At 71.8% G+C, this 26,989-nt stretch carries 26 protein-coding genes; 8 read left to right on the plus strand and 18 right to left on the minus strand.

Annotated features, from left to right (window positions below; all coding sequences use genetic code 11):
* Positions 1-138: 138 nt before the first annotated feature.
* The 7 genes from rnc to ACZ7HQ_RS29785 form a co-directional block, all read right to left on the minus strand.
* Positions 139-996 (minus strand): ribonuclease III, encoded by an 858-nt coding sequence (gene rnc, locus ACZ7HQ_RS29755; protein WP_470996307.1) that lies wholly within the window; start codon positions 994-996, stop codon positions 139-141.
* Between the two features lie 8 nt (positions 997-1,004).
* Positions 1,005-1,178 carry a 50S ribosomal protein L32 gene (rpmF, locus tag ACZ7HQ_RS29760; RefSeq protein WP_003951102.1) on the minus strand — a complete coding sequence of 58 codons (174 nt, stop codon included), beginning with the start codon at positions 1,176-1,178 and terminating at the stop codon, positions 1,005-1,007.
* 2 nt (positions 1,179-1,180) lie between these two features.
* Entirely contained in the window at positions 1,181-1,834 is a 654-nt protein-coding gene (locus tag ACZ7HQ_RS29765; protein WP_470996310.1) for a YceD family protein, read from the minus strand.
* A 128-nt stretch (positions 1,835-1,962) separates the two neighbouring features.
* Entirely contained in the window at positions 1,963-3,024 is a 1,062-nt protein-coding gene (locus ACZ7HQ_RS29770) for a cell division initiation protein (RefSeq protein WP_470996312.1), read from the minus strand.
* Positions 3,025-3,081: 57 nt separating this feature from the next.
* Positions 3,082-3,561: a pantetheine-phosphate adenylyltransferase gene (gene coaD / locus ACZ7HQ_RS29775; RefSeq protein WP_470996975.1), complete on the minus strand. Its 480-nt coding sequence runs from the start codon at positions 3,559-3,561 to the stop codon at positions 3,082-3,084.
* Positions 3,562-3,587: 26 nt separating this feature from the next.
* Positions 3,588-4,175 (minus strand): 16S rRNA (guanine(966)-N(2))-methyltransferase RsmD, encoded by a 588-nt coding sequence (gene rsmD / locus ACZ7HQ_RS29780; protein ID WP_470996314.1) that lies wholly within the window; start codon positions 4,173-4,175, stop codon positions 3,588-3,590.
* 71 nt (positions 4,176-4,246) lie between these two features.
* Positions 4,247-7,471: a helicase-related protein gene (locus tag ACZ7HQ_RS29785; protein ID WP_470996978.1), complete on the minus strand. Its 3,225-nt coding sequence runs from the start codon at positions 7,469-7,471 to the stop codon at positions 4,247-4,249.
* Between the two features lie 169 nt (positions 7,472-7,640).
* Here ACZ7HQ_RS29785 and ACZ7HQ_RS29790 point away from each other — a divergent pair, with 169 nt between their 5' ends.
* Both ACZ7HQ_RS29790 and ACZ7HQ_RS29795 read left to right on the plus strand, forming a co-directional pair.
* Complete coding sequence (locus ACZ7HQ_RS29790; RefSeq protein WP_470996317.1) at positions 7,641-9,479, plus strand: HSP90 family protein; 1,839 nt, start codon at positions 7,641-7,643, stop codon at positions 9,477-9,479.
* Positions 9,480-9,527: 48 nt separating this feature from the next.
* A complete protein-coding gene (locus tag ACZ7HQ_RS29795) occupies positions 9,528-12,830 on the plus strand; it encodes a tetratricopeptide repeat protein (protein ID WP_470996320.1) in 3,303 nt (1,100 codons plus the stop codon).
* Between the two features lie 7 nt (positions 12,831-12,837).
* On the opposite strand, the gene ACZ7HQ_RS29800 is transcribed toward ACZ7HQ_RS29795, so the two are convergent.
* Entirely contained in the window at positions 12,838-14,577 is a 1,740-nt protein-coding gene (locus ACZ7HQ_RS29800) for a DAK2 domain-containing protein (RefSeq protein WP_470996322.1), read from the minus strand.
* 254 nt (positions 14,578-14,831) lie between these two features.
* Between ACZ7HQ_RS29800 and rpmB the strand changes: the two genes are divergently transcribed.
* Complete coding sequence (rpmB, locus tag ACZ7HQ_RS29805) at positions 14,832-15,017, plus strand: 50S ribosomal protein L28 (protein WP_009190838.1); 186 nt, start codon at positions 14,832-14,834, stop codon at positions 15,015-15,017.
* Between the two features lie 148 nt (positions 15,018-15,165).
* On the opposite strand, the gene thiD is transcribed toward rpmB, so the two are convergent.
* The gene (gene thiD, locus ACZ7HQ_RS29810; RefSeq protein WP_470996325.1) at positions 15,166-15,981 is read right to left on the minus strand and encodes a bifunctional hydroxymethylpyrimidine kinase/phosphomethylpyrimidine kinase; all 816 of its coding nucleotides are present in this window, start codon (positions 15,979-15,981) and stop codon (positions 15,166-15,168) included.
* Positions 15,978-16,943, minus strand: coding sequence for a thiamine-phosphate kinase (locus ACZ7HQ_RS29815; protein WP_470996328.1), 966 nt, complete (start codon positions 16,941-16,943; stop codon positions 15,978-15,980). Before ACZ7HQ_RS29815 ends, thiD begins: the two co-directional genes overlap by 4 nt.
* A 246-nt stretch (positions 16,944-17,189) precedes the next feature.
* On the opposite strand from ACZ7HQ_RS29815, the gene ACZ7HQ_RS29820 reads away from it, so the two are divergent.
* Both ACZ7HQ_RS29820 and ACZ7HQ_RS29825 read left to right on the plus strand, forming a co-directional pair.
* Positions 17,190-17,423, plus strand: a complete 234-nt coding sequence (locus tag ACZ7HQ_RS29820) for an Lrp/AsnC family transcriptional regulator (RefSeq protein WP_003997603.1) — start codon at positions 17,190-17,192, stop codon at positions 17,421-17,423.
* 20 nt (positions 17,424-17,443) lie between these two features.
* Entirely contained in the window at positions 17,444-17,962 is a 519-nt protein-coding gene (locus ACZ7HQ_RS29825; protein WP_470996332.1) for a DUF3515 domain-containing protein, read from the plus strand.
* A gap of 10 nt (positions 17,963-17,972) precedes the next feature.
* On the opposite strand, the gene ACZ7HQ_RS29830 is transcribed toward ACZ7HQ_RS29825, so the two are convergent.
* The 3 genes from ACZ7HQ_RS29830 to ACZ7HQ_RS29840 form a co-directional block, all read right to left on the minus strand.
* Complete coding sequence (locus ACZ7HQ_RS29830) at positions 17,973-19,130, minus strand: D-alanine--D-alanine ligase family protein (protein WP_470996335.1); 1,158 nt, start codon at positions 19,128-19,130, stop codon at positions 17,973-17,975.
* A 104-nt stretch (positions 19,131-19,234) separates the two neighbouring features.
* Positions 19,235-20,245, minus strand: a complete 1,011-nt coding sequence (locus ACZ7HQ_RS29835) for an NAD(P)H-dependent glycerol-3-phosphate dehydrogenase (protein WP_470996338.1) — start codon at positions 20,243-20,245, stop codon at positions 19,235-19,237.
* Entirely contained in the window at positions 20,242-21,012 is a 771-nt protein-coding gene (locus ACZ7HQ_RS29840; RefSeq protein ID WP_470996341.1) for a lysophospholipid acyltransferase family protein, read from the minus strand. Before ACZ7HQ_RS29840 ends, ACZ7HQ_RS29835 begins: the two co-directional genes overlap by 4 nt.
* 153 nt (positions 21,013-21,165) lie before the next feature.
* On the opposite strand from ACZ7HQ_RS29840, the gene cofC reads away from it, so the two are divergent.
* On the plus strand, positions 21,166-21,804 hold the full coding sequence (gene cofC, locus ACZ7HQ_RS29845; protein ID WP_470996344.1) for a 2-phospho-L-lactate guanylyltransferase: 639 nt from the start codon (positions 21,166-21,168) through the stop codon (positions 21,802-21,804).
* Between the two features lie 77 nt (positions 21,805-21,881).
* On the plus strand, positions 21,882-22,085 hold the full coding sequence (locus ACZ7HQ_RS29850) for a hypothetical protein (protein WP_470996349.1): 204 nt from the start codon (positions 21,882-21,884) through the stop codon (positions 22,083-22,085).
* Between the two features lie 83 nt (positions 22,086-22,168).
* On the opposite strand, the gene ACZ7HQ_RS29855 is transcribed toward ACZ7HQ_RS29850, so the two are convergent.
* The 4 genes from ACZ7HQ_RS29855 to leuC all read right to left on the minus strand — a co-directional run bounded on the left by ACZ7HQ_RS29855 (position 22,169) and on the right by leuC (position 25,482).
* Positions 22,169-22,819: an HU family DNA-binding protein gene (locus ACZ7HQ_RS29855; protein ID WP_470996352.1), complete on the minus strand. Its 651-nt coding sequence runs from the start codon at positions 22,817-22,819 to the stop codon at positions 22,169-22,171.
* A gap of 136 nt (positions 22,820-22,955) precedes the next feature.
* Positions 22,956-23,186: an SCO5555 family protein gene (locus ACZ7HQ_RS29860; protein WP_470996355.1), complete on the minus strand. Its 231-nt coding sequence runs from the start codon at positions 23,184-23,186 to the stop codon at positions 22,956-22,958.
* Between the two features lie 272 nt (positions 23,187-23,458).
* A complete protein-coding gene (leuD, locus tag ACZ7HQ_RS29865; protein ID WP_470996357.1) occupies positions 23,459-24,052 on the minus strand; it encodes a 3-isopropylmalate dehydratase small subunit in 594 nt (197 codons plus the stop codon).
* Positions 24,053-24,057: 5 nt separating this feature from the next.
* Positions 24,058-25,482, minus strand: coding sequence for a 3-isopropylmalate dehydratase large subunit (gene leuC, locus ACZ7HQ_RS29870; protein WP_470996360.1), 1,425 nt, complete (start codon positions 25,480-25,482; stop codon positions 24,058-24,060).
* A 198-nt stretch (positions 25,483-25,680) separates the two neighbouring features.
* Between leuC and ndgR the strand changes: the two genes are divergently transcribed.
* Positions 25,681-26,397 (plus strand): IclR family transcriptional regulator NdgR, encoded by a 717-nt coding sequence (gene ndgR, locus ACZ7HQ_RS29875; RefSeq protein WP_365883002.1) that lies wholly within the window; start codon positions 25,681-25,683, stop codon positions 26,395-26,397.
* Positions 26,398-26,473: 76 nt separating this feature from the next.
* Here ndgR and ACZ7HQ_RS29880 read toward each other — a convergent pair whose 3' ends face one another.
* Positions 26,474-26,983 (minus strand): DUF4188 domain-containing protein, encoded by a 510-nt coding sequence (locus ACZ7HQ_RS29880; RefSeq protein WP_470996363.1) that lies wholly within the window; start codon positions 26,981-26,983, stop codon positions 26,474-26,476.
* Positions 26,984-26,989: the final 6 nt, after the last annotated feature.

The raw sequence follows: 26,989 nt of genomic DNA on the forward strand, positions 1-26,989 counted from the left end.
AACCAAGCGGGGGAGTCCGCCCAGAACGCCTTAAACTGGGGAAAATTGGGATGTGAGACCCCCGGCAGGAGGGGGGGGGGGATCGGACCCCCCCCCTCGCGGGAAAGGGGGGGGCGGGCCCCTCGGTACTGCTGTGGATCAGGCGGGGGCGGAGGACGACTCGCCGTCCTTGACGGCTTCCTTGGCCTCCTCGTCGGCCTGCTGGGCCTCCTTGGCGGCCTTGGCGCGCTCGTCCGCGGCGGCCTTGATGGCGCGCCAGGCGGACTCGGCGGCCTGCTGCTCCGCCTCCTTCTTGCTGCGGCCGGTGCCGGTGCCGTACGAGACGCCTCCGACGCGGGCGGCAGCAGTGAAGGTCTTCTCGTGGTCGGGGCCGGTCTCCGTGACCAGGTACTCGGGCACGCCGAGTCCTTCGGTCGCGGTCAGCTCCTGGAGGCTGGTCTTCCAGTCCAGGCCGGCACCGAGGTTCGAGGACTTCTCGATCAGCGGGTCGAAGAGCCGGTGCACCAGCTCGGACGCCGCGTCGAGGCCCTGATCGAGATAGACCGCGCCGATCACCGCTTCCAGGGTGTCGGCGAGAATGGACGCCTTGTCCCGGCCGCCCGTGCCCTCTTCACCGCGGCCGAGCCGGATGAAGGAGCCCAGGTCGAGGCCACGGCCGACCTCCGCCAGCGCACGCGAGTTGACCACCGCGGCCCGCAGCTTGGCCAGCTGGCCTTCGGGCAGGTCGGGGTGGGTGCGGTACAGCGTGTCCGTCACGACGAGGCCGAGGACGGAGTCACCGAGGAACTCCAGCCGCTCGTTCGTCGGCAGACCGCCGTTCTCGTACGCGTAGGAACGGTGGGTCAGCGCGCGCACCAGAAGGGCGGACTCGAGCTGGTAGCCGAGCCGCCCTTCCAGAAGCGTGTGGGACGAGGCCGTGTTGTCCGCCTTCTTCTTGGCGGGTGCGTCCGCCTTGGCGTCTTCCGCCTTCTTGGGACTGGACACAGTGCCTCTCACCAGCCCGCTCAGACTTCGAGGACCTGGCGCTTGTTGTAGGTGCCGCAAGACGGGCACGCGATGTGCTGCTGCTTGGGCTCGTGGCAGCGCTCGCACGCAACCAGGGTGGGGACCGCAGCCTTCCACTGCGACCGGCGGTGGCGCGTGTTGCTGCGCGACATCTTCCGCTTCGGAACAGCCACGGCTACTTCTCCTGCTTCTCGTCGGCGCGTGCTGACTGAGGCGCGCCGCCGCTCATCTCGTCCTTCTCGCCGTCTTCGAGTGAACCGGCGAGTCCCTGCAAAGCCGCCCAACGGATGTCGACGGCGTCGTGGTGGTGGTCCGGGTCGTCCGCGAGCCGCGCTCCGCACTCGGAGCACAGGCCCGGGCAGTCTTCCTGGCACACCGGCTGCATCGGCAGTGCGAGCACCACCGCATCGCGCAGCAGAGGTTCGAGGTCGAAGAGTCCGTCCTCGAGGAAGAACCTGTCCTCGTCGTCCTCGGCGTCGTCGCCCGGTTCCGCGATCACACGGCCCCGGTCGTCGGCGTCAGGGTACGAGAACAGCTCCTGGAAGTCCGCTTCGAGCTCCAGCCCGACCGGCTCCAGACACCTTACGCACTCCCCCTCGGCCTGTGCACGGGCGGTGCCTGTGACGAGCACCCCTTCCATGACCGACTCGAGCCGGAGTTCGAGCTCCACCGGGGCGCCTTCCGGCACTCCGATGACCCCCTGGATGCCGAGATCGGCGGGAGCGTCGATCGTGCGGGTCAGGCGCTGCAGCGCGCCAGGACGCCGACCCAGCTCGTGCGTGTCGAACACGAGGGGGTTGCGGTGGTCGAGGCGGGCGTTGGAAGCCATTCCTGCTTTCGATCTTCGAACTCGGAGGGCCGCCGCCCGTTGTTCGGGGCAGCGGTGATCGCGGACGTACACGCGACCGAAGAGCCAGGATACTGGACCTTTCGCTCAGGGCCCAATCCGGTTCGTGGCTACAGGCCCCGGCCCTGCTCGTAGGCGCGCAACTGCTCCGCGCTGATCATGCTGGTGTCGAAGAGGCTGGTCTCGTCGAGAGCGTAGCCCTGCTGGGGCTGGTGCTGCTGGGCCTGCTGGGACTGCTGGGGGTCGTAGGCGGCCTGCTGGGGCTCGTAGGAGCCCTGGTAGGCGTAGGGGTCGGCCTGCTGGTAGCCGTACGGGTCCTGCTGGCCGTAGGCGGGCTGCTGCGGGAAGCCGGCGTAGGGGTCGGGCTGCTGCTGGTCGTACGCGTAGGCCGGCTGCGGCTCGTACGACGGCTGCTGCGGCTGCCGGTCCGGGCGCTCGGCCGAGGTGTCCTGCTCGGCCAGGGCCGCGAGGTCGGCGAGGTAGTCGGCGTCGCTGGAGTGCTGGAAGGTCGTGGAGTCGTCGGCGAGGGCGCCGAGGTCGTCCGTGGCGATCCGGCCGTGCAGCTTCTGCCGGCCACGGCCGACGGCGTCCAGGGTCTTGGCCAGTACCGCCTCGAAGGCACCCAGCTTGGCGTCGACGTACTGGTCGGCGTTGTGGCGCAGGGTCTCCGGGTCGTGGCTGCGCTCGGGCGCGTCCTCGTCCTCGTAGCCGTTCTCGTCCAGGCCCGGGCCGGTCCCGAGGAGCTTCTCGCGGCCACGGCCGACGGAGCCGAGCGTCTTGGTGAGGACGACCTCGAAGTTGGCGAGCTTGGAGTCGACGTAGTCGTCGGCCTCGGCGCGGATCTCCTCGGCCTCCGCGCGGGCCTCGGCGAGGATCCGGTCGGCCTCGGCCTGGGAGCGGCGGGCGATCTCGGTGTCGGAGATCAGCGAGCCGCGCTCGGCGTGCGCGTTGCCGATGATCCGCTCGGCCTCCATGCGGGCCTGCTCGACCATCTGCTCACGGTCGCCGATCAGCTCCTGCGCCTGTGCGAGGGAGCCGGGCAGCGCCTGGCGCACCTCTTCGAGCATCGCGAGCAGCTCGGCGCGGTTGACCACGCACGACGCCGACATGGGCATGGACCGGGCGCCGGAGACCGTGGAGACGATCTCGTCGAGCTTCTTCTGCACGTCCACCTGTGCTCGCCACTCTCTACAGCCGGGTTGGAGACGGACGGGACGACTGTAGTCCCATCAGTCCTTGCGCAGACGCTTGTTCAGGGCCTCGAGCACCGGGGACGGCACCAGATGGGAGACGTCGCCACCCCAGGCGGCGACCTCCTTGACCAGGGAGGAGGAGAGGAAGCTGTAGGTGGGGTTGGTGGGCACGAACAGCGTTTCGACGCCGGTGAGGCCGATGTTCATCTGCGCCATCTGCAGCTCGTAGTCGAAGTCGCTGACGGCGCGCAGGCCCTTCACGATGGCGGGGATGTCGCGCTGCTTGCAGAAGTCGACGAGGAGGCCGTGGAAGGCCTCGACCCGGACGTTGGCGTAGTCGGCGGTGACGTCGCGGATCAGCTCGATCCGCTCGTCGATCTCGAACAGGCCCTTCTTGGACTTGTTGATCATCACCGCGACGTAGACCTCGTCGTACAGACGGGAGGCGCGGGCAATGATGTCGAGATGTCCGTTGGTGATCGGGTCGAACGACCCGGGACAGACGGCGCGGCGCACTTGTGATCCCTCGCTCTCCGGTCCGGTCATCGTGCGTCTTCGCACGTAGAGGCGGCGCGACCGTACCAAAACGTTCCCTCGCCGTAACGACGGGACCGGATCGCCTCGAAGCCGTCCGGCCACTGGAATTCGCCGCCTCTGGTGCTGCGCTCCACGGTGACGAGCGCTTGCTCAGCGAGCCAGCCTCCCGAGCGGAGTGTGAGGAGAATCTCCCGAAGATCGTGATCGGTGACAACGTACGGGGGGTCGAGGAAGACGAGGTCGTACGGCTCTTCCGGTGCCGGTTGCCTGATGATCTGTTCCGCTTTGCCCGCCCGCACCTCGGCGCCGGGAAGGCCCAGGTTCTTCACGTTTTCGCGCACGACTCTCGCTGCGCGGGCGTCGGCTTCGACGAGGAGGGTGTGGCCGGCGCCCCGGGAGAGGGCTTCGAGGCCCACGGCACCCGAGCCTGCGTAGAGGTCGAGGACGCGTTCGCCGTCGAGGGGGCCGCCCAACAGGGACTGCCAAGTGGAGAAGAGACCTTCGCGGGCACGGTCCGACGTCGGCCGGGTTCCGGTGCCGGGGGGTACGGAGAGGCGCCGTCCGCCGGCCCGGCCGGCGATCACGCGGGTCATGTGGGGTCCTTCTTCGTGGGCGGCTTTACCGTTCATTGTGGCTGGTCGCGCTCGCGGGGAGGTACTCACCTCTAGCCCTTTTCCAGGTACTGCTCCCGCTCCTCGTCCACCAGCGCGTCCAGGGCCGTGCGCAGGCCCGGAAGGCCGGTCAGGTCCGGATCCGCCGTCACCACCGTCATCGCCTCCTGTCGCGCCTCCGCGATGACCTCCTCGTCCTCGATGACCGCCAGGACGCGCAGGCTGGTGCGGGCGCCGGACTGGGCCTGGCCGAGGACGTCGCCCTCTCGGCGTTGTTCGAGGTCGATGCGGGAGAGTTCGAAGCCGTCGAGGGTGGCGGCGACGGCGTTCAGGCGCTGGCGGGCCGCGCTGGCCTCGGGCATCTCGGAGACCAGGAGGCACAGGCCGGGGGCCGAGCCCCGGCCGACGCGGCCGCGCAGCTGGTGGAGCTGGGAGACGCCGAAGCGGTCGGCGTCCATGATGACCATCACGGTGGCGTTCGGGACGTTCACGCCGACCTCGATGACCGTCGTGGCGACCAGGACGTCCGTCTCGCCGGCCGCGAAGCGGCGCATCACCGCGTCCTTGTCGTCGGGGTTCATACGGCCGTGGAGGACCTCCACCTTCAGACCGCGCAGGGGGCCGCGGCCCAGCTGGTCGGCCACGTCCAGGACCGCCAGCGGCGGGCGCTTCTCCGCCTCGTCCTCGGGGGACTTCCGCTTCCTGGGGTCCTCGTCCTCGTCGCCGATGCGGGGGCAGACGACGTACGCCTGGTGGCCGTTCGCGACCTCCTCGCGGACCCGCTCCCAGGCACGGGTGAGGAAGTGGGGTTTGTCGGCGGCCGGGACGACGTGGCTGGCGATCGGGGAGCGGCCGGCGGGGAGCTGGTCGAGGACGGAGGTCTCCAGGTCGCCGAAGACGGTCATGGCGACCGTGCGCGGGATCGGGGTGGCCGTCATGACCAGCAGGTGCGGGGGCTGTTTGCCCTTGCCGCGCAGGGCGTCGCGCTGCTCGACGCCGAAGCGGTGCTGTTCGTCGACCACGACCAGGCCCAGGTCGTGGAACTGGACCTTGTCCTCGATCAGGGCGTGCGTGCCGATGACGATGCCGGCCTCGCCGGTGACCAGGTCCAGCAGGGCCTGGCGGCGGGCGGCCGCCCCCATGGAGCCGGTGAGCAGGACGACCTTGGTGGCGTGCTCGGCGCCGCCCAGCATGCCTCCCTCGGCCAGCTCGCCCATCATCTCGGTGATGGAGCGGTGGTGCTGCTGGGCGAGGACCTCGGTGGGCGCGAGCATGGCCGCCTGTCCGCCCGCGTCGACCACGGCGAGCATGGCGCGCAGGGCGACCATGGTGTTGTGGGTGACCGTGAAGTGGTCGGTGACGTACGCATGGCTCCGGTGAGCGACGCTGATGCACTGGACCGGCTTTCGCCCCACGTACTCGACTGCGCGGATTCCGCGTCGGAAAGTGCTGTACTCCGGCCGGGGACCCACCCGTTCAGCCTTCCGCGTCAGCCGGAACGGGGCGTAAGCGTCGGGCAGACAGACGGAGACGTTGAACGCGGCCCGCTCGGGGAGAACCTGCGCCCGGCCTCCCAGGGAGCGCACCAGCCATGCGACGTCGTCCGCGAGCCTGCGGGAGGCGGAGCAGAAGGACGCACCGACGCCGCCCGTGTGGACGGTGCCGTCGGTGTCCATAAGCCCTTGGAGCACAGCGAGACGGTTTTTGATCGACGTGTTCTTGAATACGTCGGGAATGAACCTGTCGTGTGATGTCAGGTCCCACAGGCCCAGGTCGCGCAGGGTTCGGATCACTGGGTTCCGAGCCCCGCCGACGCGTCGCGCGAGCTGGATCGTGTAGTCGCAACGGGAGCCCTGCACGGGCACCAGCCGGCATTCCGGCGCCACGGCGGCCGCCACGGCATCGCGGATCTCGTCGTCGGTCGTGGACAGACGCAGGGTGTGGCGGAAGGAGCCGCCTCCTAGGAGAAGGCCGCACAGGTATGGATCCATCGGCAACGCCGAGTCGTCTCCGAGGTCGACGGGGGCCGCGGCCGGGATGTACCACTTCGGGGATCCGTCGGCCTCGAACGTGTCCAGGCGGATCTCCCGAGTCGTCATGACCTTCTGGCTCCGGCCCCGGTGCCCCCCGCAGCTCGTACCGACGATCCAGAGATGCTCGTCATCGCACTCCACGGAACTTCCGTCGGAGAGCACCAAGCGCCAGACGTCCCGTTCTCCCTGCGGGAAGACACCATCGACCAGCGCGACCTCCCCCTCCGGCACGACAACCTCGTGCCCCACGGCCAAGTCCCCCATCCGACGGAAACCGGCCGGTGTGAGCACAAGGGAGTCGAGGGGCTGGGCCTTGCCCGAGCCGACCTCGCCCTGCAGCAGCCGGTGCATCGGGTGCTCGGTCGCGAGGTCGTCGAAGATCTCCTTGGAGACCTTCTGCTGGCCCTCGGTGAGCGTGAAGGGCAGGCGGTCGTCGAAGGCGGTGAGGAGACCGTCGGGCTCGGGGGTGCGGGGGACGGCCGGGAGCTGGGCGTCCGCGTGGCGGCGGCGGGCCAGGGCGACCTGGAGGACGAAGGCCTCGTCCCACTTGAGGCGGGCGCGGGCGTCGGCGATGTCCGCCTTGGTGTGCGGGCGGTGGATCTTGAGGAGGGCCTCGGGGAGCGGGAGAAGACCGCGGCCCTCGCGCAGGGCGGACGGCAGCGGGTCGAGGGCTTCCTGGGCGGTGGGCAGCACCGTCTGGATCGCCTTGCCGATCTTCCAGGACTCCAGTTTGGCCGTGGCCGGGTAGATGGGGATCAGGGCGCCCGCCCAGGTCTCGACCGCCTCCTCGCTGTCGCCGCGCAGCAACTCGTAGGCCGGATGGGCGAGTTGGAGGCGCCGGTTGAAGACCGACACCTTGCCGGCGAACAGCGCGCGGGTGCCGGGCAGCAGCTCCTTGTGGGGCTTGTGGACGCCGTTGCCGAAGAAGACCAGCTGGAGGCGGCCGCTGCCGTCGGTGATCGTGACCTCCAGGCGCTGGCCCTTGCCGCGGGGGGCCTTGGCGGAGGCGAAGGTGTGCAGCCGGGCGTCGGCGACCTGGGCGACCACCGTGACGTGCTCGTCCATGGGGAGGTCGGCGAGGTGGGTGAGCTGGCCGCGCTCCTCGTATCTGCGCGGGTAGTGGTGGAGGAGGTCGCCGACGGTGTGCAGGCCGAGGTGCTCGGCCATCACCTTCGCGGTGGCGGGGCCGAGCACTGACTTCAGTGGCTGCTTCAGTGGTTCTTCCAGTGCGGGCACGAGATCCATTGCACACCACGGCACTGACAACACCGTAATAGGTCTTGGGAAAGTCCTGGTCAGGCCATCTGTTCGGGCTCTAGGATGACGCGCTCCGGCCATCCTTTCCGCGGTCACCGCCCCATCCGGGACCGCCCGACCCCGCGCCGCACCCACTCCCCCCTCCGGCGCAGTGACGATGGACTCCCAGATCTCTCAGGCATCTCAGGCATCCCGGTCACCTCACCCACCTCATACGTTCCAGGTCGACCTGCGCGGTCTGGTGGACCTGCTCTCCCACCACCTCTACTCCAGCCCCAAGGTCTATCTGCGCGAGCTGCTGCAGAACGCGGTGGACGCCGTCACCGCCCGGCGCGCCGTGGAGCCGGACGCCCCGGCGCTGGTCCGGCTGCGTCCCGCGGACGGCGGCCTGCGCGTGGAGGACAGCGGCATCGGGCTCACCGAGGCGGATGTGCACGACCTGCTGGCCACCATCGGGCGCAGCTCCAAGCGCGCCGAGGGCCTGCAGGAGGCCCGTTCCGACTTCCTCGGCCAGTTCGGCATCGGCCTGCTCGCCTGCTTCGTGGTCGCCGAGCGGATCCGGGTGGTCAGCCGCAGCGCCCGTACGCCCGGCGCGCCGCCGGTGGAGTGGACGGCGCGCGACGACGGCTCGTACACGGTGCGCACGCTGCCGGACGCGGAGCGGCCCGAGCCGGGTACGACCGTGTTCCTGACCGCGCGGGCCGGGGCGGCCGAGTGGCTGGCGCCCGACCGGGTCCGCGCCCTCGCCCGCGACTTCGGCTCGCTGCTGCCGTACGACGTCCGGGTGGGCGAGGAGCCTGTCACCGAGCTGCCCGCGCCCTGGGACCGGCCGTATCCGAGTCCCGCGGCCCGCCGGGTCGCGCTGGCCCGGCACTGTCACGAGCTGTTCGGCTTCACTCCGCTGGACTCGATCGGCCTGGACGTGCCGCTGGCCGGCATACGCGGGGTGGCGTACGTGCTGCCGGCGCCGGTGAGCCCCGCCCAGCGGGCGGCCCACCGGGTGCATCTGAAGGGCATGCTGCTGACCGAGCGGGCCGAACAGGTGCTTCCCGACTGGGCGTTCTTCGTGCGCTGCGTACTGGACACCGACAGTCTGCGGCCGACGGCCTCGCGCGAGTCGCTGTACGAGGACGAGACGCTGGCCGCCGTGCGGGAGGCGCTCGGCGAAAGGATCCGCTCGTGGCTCACGAGGCTCGCCGCCGGTGAGCCGGAGCGGCTGACGGCGTTCCTCGCCGTGCACCACCTGGGGGTGAAGTCCCTCGCCCGGCACGACCGCGAGATGCTGCGCACGATGCTGCCCTGGCTGCCGTTCGAGACGACCGACGGGCAGCTGTCCCTGGAGGAGTTCGCGCAGCGGCACCCGGTGGTGCACTTCACGCGGACCGTCGAGGAGTACCGGCAGGTCGCGCCGGTCGCCTCCGCGCAGGGCGTCGGGGTCGTCAACGGCGGCTACACGTACGACAGCGAGCTGGTCGAGGCGCTGCCGTCGGTGCGGCCGGGGACGGTGGTCGCCGAGCTGGACGCGGACACCGTGACCGCGCACCTGGACGCGGTCGACCCGGGCGAGGAACTGGCCCTGTCGGGCTTCCTGGCGGCCGCGCGGGCAAAGCTGGACCCGCTGGACTGTGACGTCGTCCTGCGCGCCTTCCACCCTCTGTCCGTGCCCGCGCTGCACCTGGACGACCGGGCCGCCCGGCACGAACAGGCGCGGGCGGAGGCCGAGGAGCGGGCCGACGACCTGTGGGCGGGCATCCTCGGCTCGCTGCGCGGCAGCGCCCCACGCGCGCGTCTGGTGCTCAACCATCTCAACCCCCTGGTGCGCAGGATCAGTTCGCTCAGGGACCCGGAACTGATCGGCACGGCGACCGAGTCGCTGTACGGGCAGGCACTGCTGATGGCGCAACGCCCGCTGCGGCCCGCCGACTCGGCGCTGCTCAACCGGGCGTTCATCGGTCTGCTGGAGTGGGCGACCCATGGGGAGCACGAGGGGCGATGAGTGAGCACGAGGGGCGATGAGTGAGATCGACGACGAGTGAGATCGACGATGAGTGAGATCACGGACTTCGACGCGCTGCGCCGGGCGATCGCGGAGAACTCCGAGCAGCCGGAGGGCCCGGCCCGCAACGCGCGCGCGGAGCAGCTCCTGGCGGAGGCGGAGCGCCTCGGTGTCCCGCTGGCCGTCGTCGAGGCGCTCGGGCACCAGCTGAAGGTCTACAACTACAGCTCCGAGAAGGACAAGATGTTCGTCCCGTTCGCGCGGCTGCTGCGCATGTGGGACGAACGGCCCGAGGACTTCGACGCGTACGAGGCGCACTCGCTGCACTGGGTCTTCAAGTGGATGTCGGCGGGCATGCTGGACCAGCCGCACATCCCGCTCGCCTCGGTCGAGAGGTGGCTCGGCGAGATGGAGCACCGCTACCGGCTCGCCGGGTACTCCGAACGGGCCGTGCGCGGCGCCGAGTTCAGCGTGGCCGCGCACGTCGGGGACCTGGCGCGCGCGGAGCGGGCGTACGCGGCCTGGCTCGCCGCGGACCGCGACCGGATGGCCGACTGCCACGCCTGCGAACTGCACGGGCAGGGGAACTGGCAGGTGGAACGCGGCCGCGACGAGGAGGCACTCGACCTGTGGCGGCCGGTGCTGGAGGGCGAGTTCGCCTGCGCGCACGAACCGCACAACGTGCTGGCCTCCTCGCTGGTACCGCTGCTGCGCCTGGGCCGCGTGGACGAGGCCCGCGCCCACCACCTGCGGGGCCTGCGCCTCGTCCGCCCGATGGAGTCGATGCGCGCTGCTTACGCCGACCATGTGGAGTTCTGCGCGCTGACCGGCAACGAGGCGCGCGGTCTGGAGCTGCTGGCCGAGCGGCCGGCGTACTTCACGGACACCGGGCATCCGCGCAGCCGGCTGGACTTCCTTGCCGTGGTGGTGCTGTTGATGGACCGGCTGACCGAGCTGGGCCTCGCCGGCCAGCGGGTGCCGGGGCCGGCCGGGCGGACGTGGACCGCGGGGGAACTCGCCGGGCACGCGCGCGTGGAGGCACTGGACCTGGCGGAGCGGTTCGACCGGCGCAACGGCACGTCGTACGTCGGCGACCGGGCACGCGCGCGTATGGCCGGGCGGCCGCTGGCAGACCGTCTGCCGCTGGGCGTGCGCACGGTGCGCACGGCGTCGAGGCCGGCGCCGGTGGCCGAGCCGCCGACGCCGGAGGAGCGGGCCGAGCCCGGCCTGGAGGCCCTGCTCACCGAGGCCCGGCGGCTGTCGGACACCCTGCGGCCGCACGCCCTGGAGGCCTGGGCTGCGGTCGCGCGGGCGGCGCGCGACACGGAGCTGGGGCCGCGCGACCGCGCGGAGATCGCCGACCATGAGGCGATGGCCCGCGGCCCCGAGGGCATCGAGCTGTTCGAACGGGCGGCGGCCCTGTACGCGGAGGCGGGCGACCCCGGCGAGGCGCTGGCGGCACGCGCGCGTGCCGCGCACGTCCGCGCCCTGACGGGCGAGCTGGACGCGGCACTGAACGCGGTCACCGGCCTGTACGACGAGGCCCTCGCCCTGTACGCCGCAGAGGCGACCGGCCTGCGGCAGACGGCGTCGGTACTGATGAGCCGCGCCCGGATCCTGATGCGACACCTGCAGGAGGGGGCGGTGTTCGAGGCACCGCCGGGCGACGGTGCGGCGCCGGACGGTTCTGCAACGGACGGTTCCGTCGCGGGCGGGCCGGGGCCGCGGTCGGGCACTCCGGAGGGAGCCGGGCCCGGCGAGGCCGGATCGGGCAAGGCGACGCCGGTGACTGCCGGGGCCGGCGGGTCCGTGCTGGACGGGACGGTCCTGGAGCCGCCTACGGCCGAGGGAGCGGGGCCCGGCGGGGCCGCGGCGGCGGGGTCCGCTGTGGGCGGGCTTGGGACGGGCGAGGACACACCAGGGGCAGCCGCGCCGGACGGGGCCGTATCGGAAGGGTCCGTTGCCAGCGGGCCTACGTCGGGCGAGGACACAGCACAGGCAGCCGGGCCGGGCGGGGTGGGCGCCGGGGCTGTGGCCGGTGGGCTGGTGGGGGTCGAGCAGGCTGTGCGGGAGGTGCTCGCGCTCGTCGGAGGGCGGGTTGCCGGCGACGTGCGGCTGGCCGCTCGGGCCGCGGAGGCTCGGGCGATGCTCGCCGAACTGGCCGGGCATGCCGGGGACGCCGGGCGGGCCGCGGAGCTGTTCCGGCGGGCCACCGCCGACTATGTGGCCGCCGGGCTCCCGTGGTTCGCGGTCGAGTACGAGGCGCAGGTCGCCGCACTGGCCCACCAGGCCGGTGACCCGGCCGAGGCCGAGCGGGCGCTGCGGTCCGCCCTGGAGCACGGCGGACCGTACCTGGAACCGGTCGGGCGGGCCCAGCTGCATCTGCAGCTCGCCGAGGTGATCGGCGGTCGGGGCGGGATCGGCGAAGCCACCGCGCATGCGCTGGAGGCCGCGCACTGGGCCGACGAGGCCGGCGAGGGCCGCACACTGGGCGCCTGGGCGCGGCAGCAGCTCGGCGGTCTCCTGCTCCGCCAGGGCCGCTGCGCGGAGGCCGCCGAGGTGCTGGAGTCGGCGCTGGCCGACCTGTCCGCCGAGACGCACGGCGACGGTGCCGTCGTCCAGGCGCAGTGGTGGCTCGGCGACTGCCTGAGCGAGCTGGGCGAGCACCGCGCGGCCGCCGAACGCCGGCTGCGGGCGGCCGAGATCGCCCGGCACTGGCCCGAGCAGCAGGACCACGCCACGCTCGCCCACCTCGCCGCCGAGTCCCTGGGCCACGCCGGTCTGCTGGAGGAGGCGGACCAGGCCTACGCGCGCGCGGGCGGCCTGTGGCGGGCGCTGGGCAACGCGCCCTTCCTCGTCCGCTCGTTGCGCGCCCGCGGCTGGCTGGCGCTGCGCGGGGAGGGCGCGGGGGAGCGCGCCCGCGAGCTGATGGCGCAGGCGGTGCGCGCGTGCGAGCGGGCGGTGGAGGCCGCGGCCGACCCGGTGTCCCGGGAACAGCTCACGGAGGAGCTGGCCGCCACTCACCGCCAGTTCGGGGACCTGCTGGCCCAGTGCGCGGCCGAGGACGCGGCGGGGGCCGAAGGCGGTGGCGTCCCGGCCGCCTTCGAGGCGGCACTGGTCCAGCTGGAGCGGGCGGCCGCGCTGTTCGGCACGCTCGGCACGGGCGGGCTGCACGGCCGTACCGGGGCCGAACTCGCCGCGGGCCGGCTGGAGGCCGGCCTCGGGCGTGCCGCGGAGGCGACGGCACGCGCGCGTGCCGTACTCGCCGCCTACGAGGACGCCGACGACGAGGACGAGACCGTCCGGGCACGGCGTGCGGAGGCCGCCCAGCTGCTCGAACCGGGGGTGTGAGGCCGGGTCACTCCACGCCGATGAGCAGGAGCGTCCCCTGCCGGCCGCCCTGGTACACCACCGTGTCCACGGCGAGGTACGACTCCCGTACGCGGGTTTCGAGGTGTTCGGCGATGGTCCCGGGGGCGTCGTCGCCGACGACCAGGGTGACCAGCTCGCCGCCGGCCTGGAGCATGCGGTCCAGGACGGTCGCGGCGGTCGCGGTGACGTCCGGGCCGATCACCGCCACGTCGCCGTCGATCAGCCCGAGCACGTCCCCGGCCTGGCAGATCCCGGCCGTCGTCCAGGACTGGCGTTCGGCGACGACGACTTCGGCGTACCGGGTGGCCCCCGCCGCCGCGGTCATCTGGACGACGTCCTCGTCGAACCGCCGCTCCGGCTCGTGCACGGCGAGCGCGGCGATGCCCTGGACCGCCGAGCGGGTCGGGATCAGGGCCACGCGGATGCCCTCGGTGCGCGCCTGTTCGGCGGCCGCGGCGGCCGTGTGGCGCAGTTCGGCGTCGTTGGGCAGCAGGACGACCTCGCGCGCGTGGGCACGCCGTACCGCCTGCACCAGCTCCCCGCTGGCGGGCGGCTCCCCGGGGCGCGCGAGGACGGTGGTCGCGCCCGCCTCGGTGTACAGGCCGGCCAGCCCCTCGCCCGGTACGACGGCGACGACGGCCCGCTGGGCGCGCTCGCGCGGGGGCCGCTCGCCGCCGGTGTGCACGTCCCCGGCCCCGAAGTGGGTGATCCGGATCCGGTACGGCCGCCCGGCCTCCACGCCCGCCTCCACCGCGGCGCCCGCGTCGTCGACGTGTACGTGGACGTTCCACAGCCCGTCGCCGCCGACCACCACCAGGGAGTCGCCCAGCGCGTCAAGGCGTTCCCTGAGCCGGGCCACGGCCGTGTCCTGGGCCTCCAGGAGGTAGATCACCTCGTAGGCGGGCCCGCCGGCCTCCGCGCCCCCGCCGGCGTCCGCCGCGCAGCCCGCGCCCGGAGCACCCTGCCGCTCCCCCTGCGCCGCGAGGCTCTCCGGCTCCGCCGGCATCTCCTGCCCGGCCGGCCTGGGCGTTCCCGGCCCCACCGCCGTCTCCCGCACCGCCTCCCCCGTGAACGCCTCCACCAGGGCCCCCAGGACCGCCACGAGCCCGCGGCCGCCCGCGTCGACCACTCCGGCCCGCCCGAGCACGGCCAGCTGGGCCGGCGTGGCCGCGAGGGCCGTGCGTGCGCCGTCGTAGGCCGCCCGTGCGACCGTCCCGCAGTCGGCCTCGTCCCCACCGGCGGCCTCGGCGGCCTCCGCGGCGGCCGAGGCGACCGTCAGGACCGTGCCCTCGACCGGGTGGGCGACGGCCTGCCGGGCGGAGTCGGCGGCCCGCCGCAGCGCCAGCCGCAGTCCCGCGCCGTCGGCGTGGGACTCCTCGCCTCCGGGGTCGTGGGCCAGCCCCTGCGCCATCCCCCGCAGCAGCTGCGCCAGGATCGTCCCGGAGTTGCCGCGGGCCCCGATGAGCGCCCCGTGGGCCATCGCGTGCACGGCGTCCGCGAGGGAGGGCTCCCCGGTGCCCGTGCCGTACCCGGCGAACACCGCCTCCACGGCCGTCGCCGCCGATTCGAGGGTGAGGTAGAGATTCGTCCCGGTGTCGCCGTCGGCCACCGGATAGACGTTGATCGCGTCGATCTCCGCACGGGCCCGCCCCAGTGCCCGGAGCGCCAGACCGCACCAGGTGCGCACCGCGAGAGCATCGAAGAATGTCTGCGGCACCTGCGCCACCTGCGCCTCCCTGAGCTGGACGTGGGACGCAGCGTAGACCCCGGAACCGTGTGTACCGGAAGAGGGCCGGGAGCCGGGCCCTGAGCTGCCATGGTAGTTTCGTTGTACGGACGCAGCCGTTGTATGCTGCTCCGGTTGCCCGATCTCGATCGGGCCGTTCCCCTGGCAACGCCACTCAGATCTCAGGTCGTACGATCTCGATCCCGGCATGCCGGGATTAACCGTAAGTGCATCTGAAGTCTTTGGAGTGACCCGTGGCTGCCAACTGCGACGTCTGCGGCAAGGGGCCGGGCTTCGGCAACAACATCTCGTTTTCGCACCGCCGTACGTCCCGCCGCTGGAACCCGAACATCCAGCGTGTGCGTACTGTGGTCGGCGGGACGCCGAAGCGCGTGAACGCTTGCACCTCGTGCATCAAGGCCGGCAAGGTCTCGCGCTGACGCACAGCTAAGCGCGCGGCCACTGCTGGTTCGCTGCACTGAGCCGGTCCATCTTCGGGTGGACCGGCTTTTTGCCGTACCCGCAGACGCGGTCGTACCCGCCGACGCAGGCGGCCCCGCACCCGCGGATCGAGGCGGCCCCGGCCGGTCACACCGCGCTGCGGGACCCCCCGGCGTCCGTCCCGCGCAGGGCCCACCCGTGGTCCACCGGTCCGATGCCCGCGCCCAGCGCGAAGCCGGCCGCGATCGCCCCCGTGACGTACTCCTTGGCCCGTGTGGCGGCCTCCGGCACGCTCAGCCCCTTCGCCAGCCCCGAGGCGATCGCGGAGGCGAGCGTGCAGCCCGTGCCGTGGGTGTGCCGGTTGTCGTGGCGGGGCGCGCGCAGCCAGTGCTCGTCGGAGCCGTCCGTCAGAAGATCGACGGCGTCCCCGGACAGGTGCCCGCCCTTGATCAGCACCCAGCGCGGCCCGTACGACAGCACGGCGGCCGCCGCTCGCCGCAGATCGTCCTCGGACTCGACGCGCACCCCGGTGAGTTGGGCCACCTCGTCGAGGTTCGGGGTCGCCACGGTCGCCGCCGGCAGCAGCCGGGTGCGGACCGCGTCCAGGGCGGTGGCGGCCAGCAGCGGGTCGCCGTGCTTGGAGACGCCCACCGGGTCCACCACGGCCGGGGCGTCCGTGCCGGAGATCAACTCGGCGACCGCCCCGACCAGTTCCGCCGAGGCCAGCATGCCGGTCTTCACGGCCTGCACGCCGATGTCGTCCACGACACTGCGGTACTGCGCCCGGACCGCCTCCACGGGCAGTTCCCACGCGCCCTGCACGCCCAGGGAGTTCTGCGCGGTCACGGCCGTGATCACGCTCATCCCGTGCACGCCGAGCGCCAGCATGGTCTTCAGGTCGGCCTGGATGCCGGCACCGCCGCCGGAGTCCGATCCCGCCACCGTCAGGACGCGCGGGATCATGACTCCATGTCCCCGAAGTGGTCCCAGCCGCCCTTGCTGGTCCAGGGTGCCCCGTCGACGGTCACCTGGGGCAGCGCGGAGGGGTTGAGGACCTCGCCGATGACCTTCCAGCGGGCCGGGAGCTTGGCGTCCGGCGGGAAGGTCGCCACGATGGCGTGGTCCTCTCCCCCGGTCAGCACCCACTGCATCGGGTCGACGCCGACGGCCTGCCCGATGTCGTTCATCTGCGTCGGGATGTCGATCGCGCCGGAGCGGATGTCGATGCGGACCTTGCTGGCCTCGGCGATGTGCCCGAGGTCGGCGATCAGGCCGTCGCTCACGTCGCACATCGCGGTCGCGCCGAGCGCGGCGGCCGCCGGGCCCGCGTGGTACGGCGGCTCGGGGCGCCGGTGGGCCTCGACGAAGGCGCGCGGGGAGCGGAAACCGCGGGAGAGCACCGCGTAGCCGGCCGCGGACCAGCCCAGCCAGCCCGTGACGGCCACCAGGTCGCCGGGCTGGGCGCCGGCCCGGGTGACGGGCTCCTGGTTGCGCAGATCGCCGAGCGCGGTGATCGACACCATGATCGTGTCGCCGCGTACGACGTCCCCGCCGACCACGGAGGCACCCGCGACCTGGCACTCGTCGCGCAGGCCGTCCATCAGCTCGCTCGGCCAGGTCACCGGCAGTTCGGCGGGCACGACCAGGCCGAGCAGCAGGGCGGTCGGTACGGCGCCCATCGCGGCGATGTCGGCGAGGTTCTGCGCCGCCGCCTTGCGGCCGACGTCGTAGGCCGTGGACCAGTCGCGGCGGAAGTGCCGGCCCTCCAGCAGGATGTCGGTGCTCGCCACCACCCGCCGGTCGGGTGCGGCCACCACCGCGGCGTCGTCGCCGGGGCCGATCCGGACCGCCGGGGTGGTGGTGAGACGGGAGGTGAGCTCCCTGATGAGCCCGAACTCCCCGAGCTCACCAACAGTGCCCTTCATTGCCCTTGCTCCCCTTCTCTGCCTTGCCGTGCCCACTCGCGCGTCATCAGTGTCCCCGATACGGTCGAGGTGACCGTCGGCACGGTCCGGATGACCGTCGCGACGGTCGGATGACCGTCAACTTCCGTCGTGCCTGCACCCTGGCGCGCAAGCCCGGTTCCCGCAGGTCTCCCCGCGGGGAGCGGCAACGCGATACCGTGGCGTTCCTTTTCCCCACATGATCCTCGTGGCCGCCCTGGAGGTTCCGTGGTACAGGCGTACATCCTGATCCAGACGGAGGTCGGCAAGGCGTCGACCGTCGCCGAGACGATCAGCAAGATCCCTGGAGTGATCCAGGCCGAGGACGTGACGGGTCCGTACGACGTCATCGTGCGCGCCCAGGCCGACACGGTCGACGACCTCGGTCGCATGGTGGTCGCCAAGGTCCAGCAGGTGGACGGCATCACCCGCACCCTGACCTGTCCGGTCGTGCATCTGTAGCCCCCGTCTACCCTTGGCCGGTGAATGTTTTCCGTCACCGGCCCTTCGGCCTGCTCGCGCCCGCGCTGCTGATCGCGGTCGCGGGCTGCTCATCGGCGGACGGCGGCGCCACGGTGGCGGCTCCCAGCCCCGACGCGAGGACGGCGAAGGTGTGCCGGGAGCTGCACCGGGTGCTGCCGCAGAAGCTCGACGGACGAAGCCGCAACGACCCCGAACCCCGGTCCGCCTTCACGGCGGGCTGGGGAAACCCGGCGATCATACTGCGCTGCGGTGTCGTACGGCCGCCGAAGATGGTCGATCCCAGGGTGGCCGAGGGCAGTGACCCGGACGCGGTCGCGGGCGGGGTCGACGGCGTCGACTGGCTGATGGAGAAGCAGGGCGCCGGCACCTGGCGGTTCACCACGGCGAACCGCGTGGCCTATGTGCAGGTGAGCCTGCCCGAGGGGATGTCCGCACAGGAGGAGGGCACCGGGATCCTGACGCACCTGGCCCCGGCCGTGAAGAAGGCGATCCCCGAGGGGATCGCCTCCATGAAGTGAGCGTGTCCGCTCAGCGCAGCCCGGTCGAGCGGCGCAGCGCGGCCTGCACCAGGCGGTCGATCAGCTCGGGGTAGCTGACGCCGCTGGCCTGCCACATCTGCGGGTACATCGAGATCGGCGTGAAACCGGGCAGGGTGTTGACCTCGTTGATCACGAACTCGCCGTCCTCGGTGAGGAAGAAGTCCGCGCGGACCAGGCCCTCGCAGGAGACCGCCTCGAACGCCTGCACCGCCAGCTCCCGCACCTCGGCGGTCTGCTCCTCGGTGAGCGGCGCCGGGACGATGCCGGGCGTGGAGTCGATGTACTTCGCCTCGAAGTCGTAGTACGCGTGCGCGTCCGGCGGCGGGATCTCGGCCGGCACGGAGGCGCGCGGCCCGTCCTCGAACTCCAGCACCCCGCACTCGATCTCGCGGCCCCGCACGGCGGCCTCGACCAGGATCTTCGGGTCGTGGGCCTGCGCGGTGGCGATCGCCTCGTCCAGGCCGGACAGGTCGTCGACCTTGGTGATGCCGATCGACGAACCGGCACGCGCGGGCTTCACGAACAGCGGCCAGCCGTGCTCGCCGGCGAAGTCGACGATCCTCTTGCGGGCGGCGGACTCGTCCTGCTGCCACTCGCGGGGGCGGATCACCACGTAGGGGCCGACGGCGAGCCCGTAGGAGGTGAAGATCCGCTTCATGTACTCCTTGTCCTGGCCGACGGCCGAGGCGAGCACACCGGCGCCCACGTACGGCACCCCGGACAGCTCCAGGAGGCCCTGCAGGGTGCCGTCCTCGCCGTAGGGGCCGTGCAGCACCGGGAAGACCACGTCGACCTCGCCGAGCGCCTTGGGTACCGAGCCGGGCTCGCTGTAGACGACCTCGCGGTTCGCGGGGTCGACGGGGAGCACCACGCCGCCCTCGCGCGACTCCGCGAGATCCTCGACCTCGGGGGTGCGGCGGTCGGTGATGGCCATCCGCTCCGGCTCGTCGGCCGTCAGCGCCCAACGGCCGTCCCGGGTGATGCCGATCGGCAGGACGTCGTACTTGTTCCGGTCGATGGCCTTGAGGACGGCGCCGGCGGTGACCACGGAGATCCCGTGTTCGGAGCTGCGCCCGCCGAACACGACGGCCACGCGCGGCTTGCGCGACGGCTGCTCAGGGCTCTGGGGAAGGTTCTCGGTGCTCATATCGCGTTGAGAGTACCCGCTGGTATCCCCCGAGTCAGCGCCCGCTTCGCCGCCGTGACTCCGTGTCCCCCGGGCGGTCGCTCAGCGTCGCACGGGAGGGGGGGTCAGCGCCGTTCGGGCTTGGCGCTGCGCGACATCAGCTCCTTGAGGGCGACCACCGGCGGCTTGCCCTCGTGCACGATGTCCACGACCGTCTCGGTCAGGGGCATCTCCACTCCGTGCCGGCGGGCCAGATCCGCCACCGACTCGCAGGACTTGACGCCCTCGGCGGTCTGCCGGGTGACCGCGATGGTCTCCTGCAGGGTCATGCCCTTGCCGAGATTGGTGCCGAAGGTGTGGTTGCGGGACAGCGGCGAGGAGCACGTGGCCACCAGGTCGCCGAGGCCGGCGAGTCCGGAGAAGGTCAGCGGGTCGGCGCCGAGTGCCATGCCGAGCCGGGTGGTCTCGGCGAGACCGCGCGTGATGAGCGAGCCCTTGGCGTTGTCGCCGAGCCCCATGCCGTCGGCGATGCCGACCGCGAGGCCGATGACGTTCTTGACCGCGCCGCCCAGTTCGCAGCCGACGACGTCGGTGTTGGTGTACGGCCGGAAGTACGGCGTGTGGCAGGCGGCCTGGAGGCGCTGGGCGACGGTCTCGTCGGTGCAGGCGACGACGGCAGCGGCGGGCATGCGGGCGGCGATCTCACGGGCCAGGTTGGGCCCGGTGACGACCGCGATGCGTTCCGCGCCCACCTTGGCCACGTCCTCGATGACCTCGCTCATCCGCATGGCGGAGCCGAGTTCGACGCCCTTCATCAGGGAGACGAGCACGGTGTCCGGGGCGAGCAGCGGGGTCCACTCGGCGAGGTTGGCGCGCAGGGTCTGGGAGGGGACGGCGAGGACGGTGAAGTCCGCGTCCCGCAGGGCCTCGGCCGGGTCGGAGGTGGCGCGCAGGTTCTCCGGGAGTTCCACGCCGGGCAGGTAGTCGGGGTTGGTCCGGGTGGAGTTGACGGCCTCGGCCAGCTCCGGGCGCCGGGCCCACAGGGTCACCTCGCAGCCCGCGTCGGCGAGGACCATCCCGAAGGCGGTGCCCCATGAGCCGGTGCCCATGACCGCCGCCTTGACCGCCTTGCTCACTTGCCCTGCCCTTCCGGTTCCTTGCGCTGTGCCTGTGCCTGGGTGCGGCGCCGCTGTTCGATCCGCTCGCGGCGCGGGTCGTAGGGCGTCTCGGGCGCCTTCTCGCCGCGGATCTCCTCCAGGTGGCGGGTGATGGCCGCCATGATGACCTCGGTGGCCTCCTTCAGCAGGTCCGGGGTCATCTCCTTGTCGTAGAAGCGGGAGAGGTCCACGGGCGGGCCGGCCAGCACGTGGTGGGTCTTGCGCGGGAAGAGGTTCGGCTTCTTGGCGTACGGCGGCAGCAGTTCGTTGGCGCCCCACTGCGCGACGGGGATGACCGGGCACCTGGTCTGCAGGGCCACGCGGGCGGCGCCCGTCTTGCCGGTCATGGGCCAGCCGTTCGGGTCGCGGGTGAGGGTGCCCTCGGGGTAGAAGGCGACGCACTCGCCGCGCTCCACGGCGTCGATCGCGGCGCGGAAGGCGCTGAGTGCGTCGGTGGACTCGCGGTAGACGGGGATCTGCCCGGTGCCGCGCATGGCGGCGCCGACGAATCCCTTCTTGAAAAGCCCGCTCTTCGCCAGGAATCGCGGAACCCGTCCGGTGTTGTACTGATAGTGCGCGTATGCGAAGGGGTCCACGTGGGAATTGTGGTTCACCGCGGTGATAAATCCGCCCTCGGCCGGAATGTGCTCCATTCCACGCCAGTCCCGCTTGATCAGAACCACCAGCGGCGGTTTGCAGATCACCGCGGCGAAGCGATACCAGAAGCCGATTCTGCGGCGGGGCACAAGGACACCTTCCTCTAGGGCAGCCATCCGGGCGGGGGGCCGCACAAGTGTCGCCCGGGGCCGCCGGTCTGTCGAGAACACCGTACGCCCCGCCACCCGCGGCACCGGATGACCCGGGGACAATGATCGCGACGAGAGAGGGACGGTACGCCGGTGCAGTGGAGCTTGGTGATCCCCCTGAAGCCCTTGACCCGGGCCAAGAGCAGGCTCGCGGACACCGCCGCCGACGGAGTGCGGCCTGGGCTGGCGCTCGCGTTCGCGCAGGACACGGTGGCCGCGGCGCTGGCGTGTCCGGCCGTGGCGGATGTGTCGGTCGTCACGGACGACGAGCTGGCCGCGCGCGAGCTGGCCGCGCTGGGTGCGCGCATCGTCCCGGACACACCGGCGAGCGGCCTGAACGCCGCTCTGGCGCACGGCGCGGCCGTCGTCCGCGGCATGCGCCCGCGCACACCTGTCGCGGCGCTGAACGCCGACCTGCCGGCACTGCGGCCGGCGGAACTCGCCGTCGTGCTGGGCGCGGCCGCGGACTTTTCGCGTGCGTTTCTCGCGGATGCGGCCGAGCTGGGCACGACGTTGCTGGCCGCGGGGCCGGACCAGGAATTGCAGCCGGAGTTCGGTGTGAATTCCCGTTCCCGCCATCGCGCGTCCGGGGCGGCGGAACTCCAGCCGGCGGGCGTGAACTCGGTACGGCAGGACGTGGACACCGGGGATGACCTGCGCGCGGCGCTCGCTCTGGGGGTCGGACCGTATACGGCGGCCGTTTCGGCGGGTTTGCTGATCCCGGGGTCGTGAGGGCGCCGGTGCGGGGGACGGGCGGGCCCAAGCCCTGCGGCGAAGCCCGGAACCACGGTCACCAGTAGGCTGCTGCCATGCAGGCCACGGCATACACCTACGACCCCGACACCCGCAGCGGACAGGTGCTTCTCGACGACGGGACGCCGGTCCCCTTCGACGCCGCCGCGTTCACCGCCGGAGGTCTCCGGCTGCTGCGGCCCGGTCAGCGCGTGCGGATCGAGACCGAGGGCCGGGGCGACGCCCTGCGCATCACCCTCGTAACCCTCCAAACCCTGTAACTGCCCTTACACACGCCGCGGGCCGGGCTCCCGAGGGAGTCCGGCCCGGCGCGTGAGTGCCCTGGCGTGGTGCCCTGGCGTCCTTACGACGTCGCCTTGCGGGCGGTGGCCTTCTTGGCGGTGGTCTTGCGTGCCGTCGACTTCTTGGCCGGGGCCTTCTTCGCGGTGACCTTCTTCGCCGGGGCCTTCTTGGCAGTGGCCTTCTTGGCGGTGGTCTTCTTCGCGGCGGTGGTCTTGGCGGTCGCCGTGGTCTTCTTGGCGGGCGCCTTCTTCGCCGTCGTCTTCTTGGCGGCGGCCGTGGTCTTCTTCGCCGTCGTCTTCTTCGCCGTGGCCTTCTTCGCGGCGGCAGCCTTGGTGGTCTTCTTCGCGGCGGCCTTCTTGACCGTCGCCGCGGCGCCCCCGGTCAGGCTGCCCTTGGGCGCCTTCTTGACCGAGACCTCGCCACCGCGCGGCAGCTTCTTCGAGCCGCTCACCAGGTCCTTGAAGCCCTGACCGGCGCGGAAGCGCGGCACGGAGGTCTTCTTGACCCGAACCCGCTCGCCCGTCTGGGGGTTGCGGGCGTAACGGGCGGGGCGGTCCACCTTCTCGAAGGACCCGAAGCCGGTGACCGAGACCCGCTCGCCCGCGACGACCGCGCGGACGATGGCGTCCAGGACATGATCGACAGCCTCGGCGGCCTGCTGGCGGCCACCCACCTTGTCGGCAATCGCTTCTACGAGCTGCGCCTTGTTCACGTCTTCCCCTTCGGAGACATCGCCAGAACGAAAGTGTTCAAGCTTTTTCGCACGTTAGGCAGATATATACCGCAAATCAAACACGAAACGGGCTTATCACCCTTGTGCCGCAACGGACTCGGTGGTCCCGGGCTGTTCAGTGGTCCTCGCCGGGGATCCGACCCTCGTCGAGGTCCGTATTGAACTGCTCGAGCCGCCTTGCCGCAGCGGCGAGATCGTGCTTGGCCGCGGCCGTAATGACCAGCAGCTTCCGGGTCAGCGCCATCCGTACGCCCTCCGGGACTTGCAGTGCGCGCACCCTTGAGTGCGCTTCCTTGAGCTGGTTCGCGACCGCCGTATAGAGCTGGAGTTGGCCGTCGTGTTCCATGCACAGATTGTGCCATCTGGGGCGAGTTGTCGCCTGCCCAGGGGGCAACTGCCGCCTCAAACGGCCTTCCAGGCGCGTGCGCAGGACGCGATACCAGCACTCACGTACCCGGGCAACACCCTTCGTAACGTGGGAAGTTGAGAGCGGGGCAAGAAGCGGGCGGGACGGTTCGGGCCCGGACATGGCCGTACCCCCGATCGTGGCGATCGGGGGTACGGAGGGGGTGTTGGGTGGCCGGATCTCGACCGCTCGGGGGCGCCGGCCGACGCGGATCAGGCCTGGAGCGTCCTCGGCTTGTACGACGGACGCTTGCCCTCGTACGCGGCGATGTCGGCCTCGTTCTGCAGCGTGATGGAGATGTCGTCCAGGCCGTTCAGGAGGCGCCAGCGGGAGTTCTCGTCCAGCTCGAAGGAGGCAGTGATGCCCTCGGCGCGGACCTCACGCGCCTCAAGGTCCACAGTGACCTCAGCAGTGGGGTCCTGTTCCGTCAGCGCCCACAGCGCGTCCACGGTCTTCTGGTCCAGCACGACCGTGAGCAGGCCGTTCTTCAGCGAGTTGCCCCGGAAGATGTCCGCGAAGCGGGAGGAGATCACGGCCTTGAAGCCGTAGTTCTGCAGCGCCCAGACGGCGTGCTCACGGGAGGAGCCGGTGCCGAAGTCGGGGCCGGCGACCAGGACCGTGGCGCCCTGCCGCTCGGGGCGGTTGAGCACGAACTCCGGGTCCTTGCGCCAGGCCTCGAACAGCCCGTCCTCGAAGCCGTCCCGGGTCACCTTCTTGAGCCAGTGAGCAGGGATGATCTGGTCGGTGTCGACGTTGCTGCGGCGCAGCGGGACGGCCCGGCCGGTGTGGGTGGTGAAGGCTTCCATGATTCTCAGACTCCAGCGGGCGTGCGGTCGTCGGTCAGGTCGGCCGGGGAGGCCAGGTGGCCCAGGACGGCGGTGGCCGCCGCGACCTGCGGCGACACCAGGTGCGTACGACCGCCCTTGCCCTGCCGGCCCTCGAAGTTGCGGTTGGAGGTGGAGGCGGAGCGCTCACCCGGGGCCAGCTGGTCGGGGTTCATGCCGAGGCACATCGAACAGCCCGCGTGCCGCCATTCGGCGCCGGCCTCCTTGAAGACCACGTCCAGGCCCTCGGAGACGGCCTGCAGACCCACCCGCGCGGAGCCCGGGACGACCAGCATCCGTACGCCGTCGGCGACTTTGCGGTCCCGCAGCAGATCCGCGGCGGCGCGCAGGTCCTCGATGCGACCGTTGGTGCAGGAGCCTACGAAGACGGTGTCCACCTTGATGGAGCGCAGCGGCTGGCCGGCCTCCAACCCCATGTATTCCAGGGCCTTTTCGGCGGCGAGGCGCTCCGAAGCGTCTTCGTACGAAGCCGGGTCGGGGACGGACGCCGAAAGCGGCGCGCCCTGGCCGGGGTTGGTGCCCCAGGTGACGAACGGGGACAGCTCGTCGGCCTTGATCACGACCTCGGCGTCGAACTCGGCGTCGTCGTCGGTGCGCAGCGTCTTCCAGTACTCGACGGCCGCGTCCCAGTCGGCACCCTCGGGGGCGTGCGGACGGCCCTTGAGGTACGCGAAGGTGGTCTCGTCGGGGGCGATCATGCCCGCGCGGGCGCCGGCCTCGATCGACATGTTGCAGATGGTCATCCGGGCCTCCATCGAGAGCTTCTCGATGGCGGAGCCGCGGTACTCCAGGATGTAGCCCTGGCCGCCGCCGGTGCCGATCCGGGCGATGATCGCCAGGATCAGGTCCTTGGCGGTGACGCCCTCGGGCAGCTCGCCCTCGACGGTGATCGCCATGGTCTTCGGACGGGCCAGCGGCAGCGTCTGGGTGGCCAGGACGTGCTCGACCTGGGAGGTGCCGATACCGAACGCCAGCGCGCCGAAGGCGCCGTGCGTGGAGGTGTGGGAGTCACCGCAGACCACGGTCGTACCCGGCTGGGTCAGACCCAGCTGCGGGCCGACGACGTGCACGACGCCCTGCTCGACGTCGCCCAGCGGGTGCAGCCGGACGCCGAACTCGGCGCAGTTCTTGCGCAGCGTCTCCAGCTGGACCCGGGAGACCGGGTCCGCGATGGGCTTGTCGATGTCGAGGGTCGGGGTGTTGTGGTCCTCGGTGGCGATGGTGAGGTCGAGGCGGCGCACCTGCCGGCCGTTCTTGCGCAGCCCGTCGAAGGCCTGCGGGCTGGTCACCTCGTGCAGCAGGTGCAGATCGATGAAGAGGAGGTCGGGCTCGCCCTCGGCGCGCCGGACGACGTGGTCGTCCCAGACCTTCTCCGCGAGTGTCCTACCCATCGCTTTCCCTCCGGCCGGCAAGCGTGCACCGGCCCAACTAGAGATCTTGAGGAGGAGACGCCCGCGCCCCAGGTGTCGTGATTCCGGGCGTCCACCACCGGGCCCGTTTGGTCTGCGGGCCGCTGTGTGATTCCAGGGTGGCGCGTTCCACGGAAAATTGAACTTGCGTTTCACAGAGTGAGACGTGAGTATCGTTGCATGGACAACAGTAGCGGCGTCGGCGTTCTGGACAAGGCGGCCCTCGTCCTGAGCGCTCTGGAGTCCGGTCCGGCCACCCTCGCGGGTCTGGTCGGCGCGACCGGACTGGCACGACCCACGGCTCACCGCCTGGCCGTGGCTTTGGAACACCACCGCATGGTGGCTCGCGACATGCAGGGCCGTTTCATCCTCGGCCCGCGCCTCGCCGAGCTCGCGGCGGCGGCGGGCGAGGACCGCCTGCTCGCGACGGCGGGCCCGGTGCTCACCCACCTCCGCGATGTCACCGGCGAGAGCGCACAGCTCTACCGGCGCCAGGGTGACATGCGCATCTGCGTGGCCGCGGCGGAACGCCTGTCCGGCCTGCGGGACACCGTCCCGGTCGGTTCCACGCTGACGATGAAGGCCGGCTCCTCGGCGCAGATCCTGATGGCGTGGGAGGAGCCCGAGCGTCTGCACCGCGGCCTGCAGGGCGCCCGCTTCACGGCGACGGCCCTGTCGGGCGTACGGCGGCGCGGCTGGGCCCAGTCCATCGGCGAGCGCGAGCCGGGCGTCGCGTCCGTCTCCGCGCCCGTACGCGGCCCCTCCAACCGTGTCGTGGCCGCCGTCTCGGTCTCCGGCCCCATCGAGCGCCTCACGCGCCACCCGGGCCGTATGCACGCCCAGGCGGTCATCGACGCCGCCACCCGCCTCTCCGAGGCCCTGCGCCGCTCCGGCTGAACCCCGCTCACGGAAACGCCGAGGAGGGCCTGCCCCAACGCCGCGGCAGGCCCTCCTCGCTCCCCCCTCCCCCCGGTCAGCCGGTCTTCTCGCCCGCCGGCGCCTTCTGCGACCGGTGGGCGAACCGGTCCTTGGCGTACCGTCCCCGCTTCTCCAGCGGAATCTGCCCGTGCGCGGCCGCGAGGCCGAACGCCGGCATGTCGCCGTAGATCGCCTCGTACGAGCCCTCCGGCACGACGTACGTCTCGTGCCAGATCCCGACCTGCCCGCGCAGCTTCCCGCTGCGCTCCTTGCGGTTGAGCACGGCCCACGCCTTGTGGTGGAACGCGTCCGGCGCGGTCGCGTAGGCGTAGAGCTTGTCCTTGGACTCCCAGTACTGCACGACGTAGTACGTACGCGGCGACGCCGTCAGCATGACCTTGGAGCGCAGCCCCCGTGCGGGGTCCTTCTCCAGCTCCCGCAGTATGCGGAACATCGCGAGCATCACCGGCAGCCACAGGTGCACCGCCCGGAAGCGGTTGATGCGCATGCCGATCAGCAGGACGACGACCTCGCCCTCTGCGCCGGCGGTCGTACGGGTCACCATGAGTTC

It is taken from the genome of Streptomyces sp. NPDC037290, assembly GCF_055603245.1.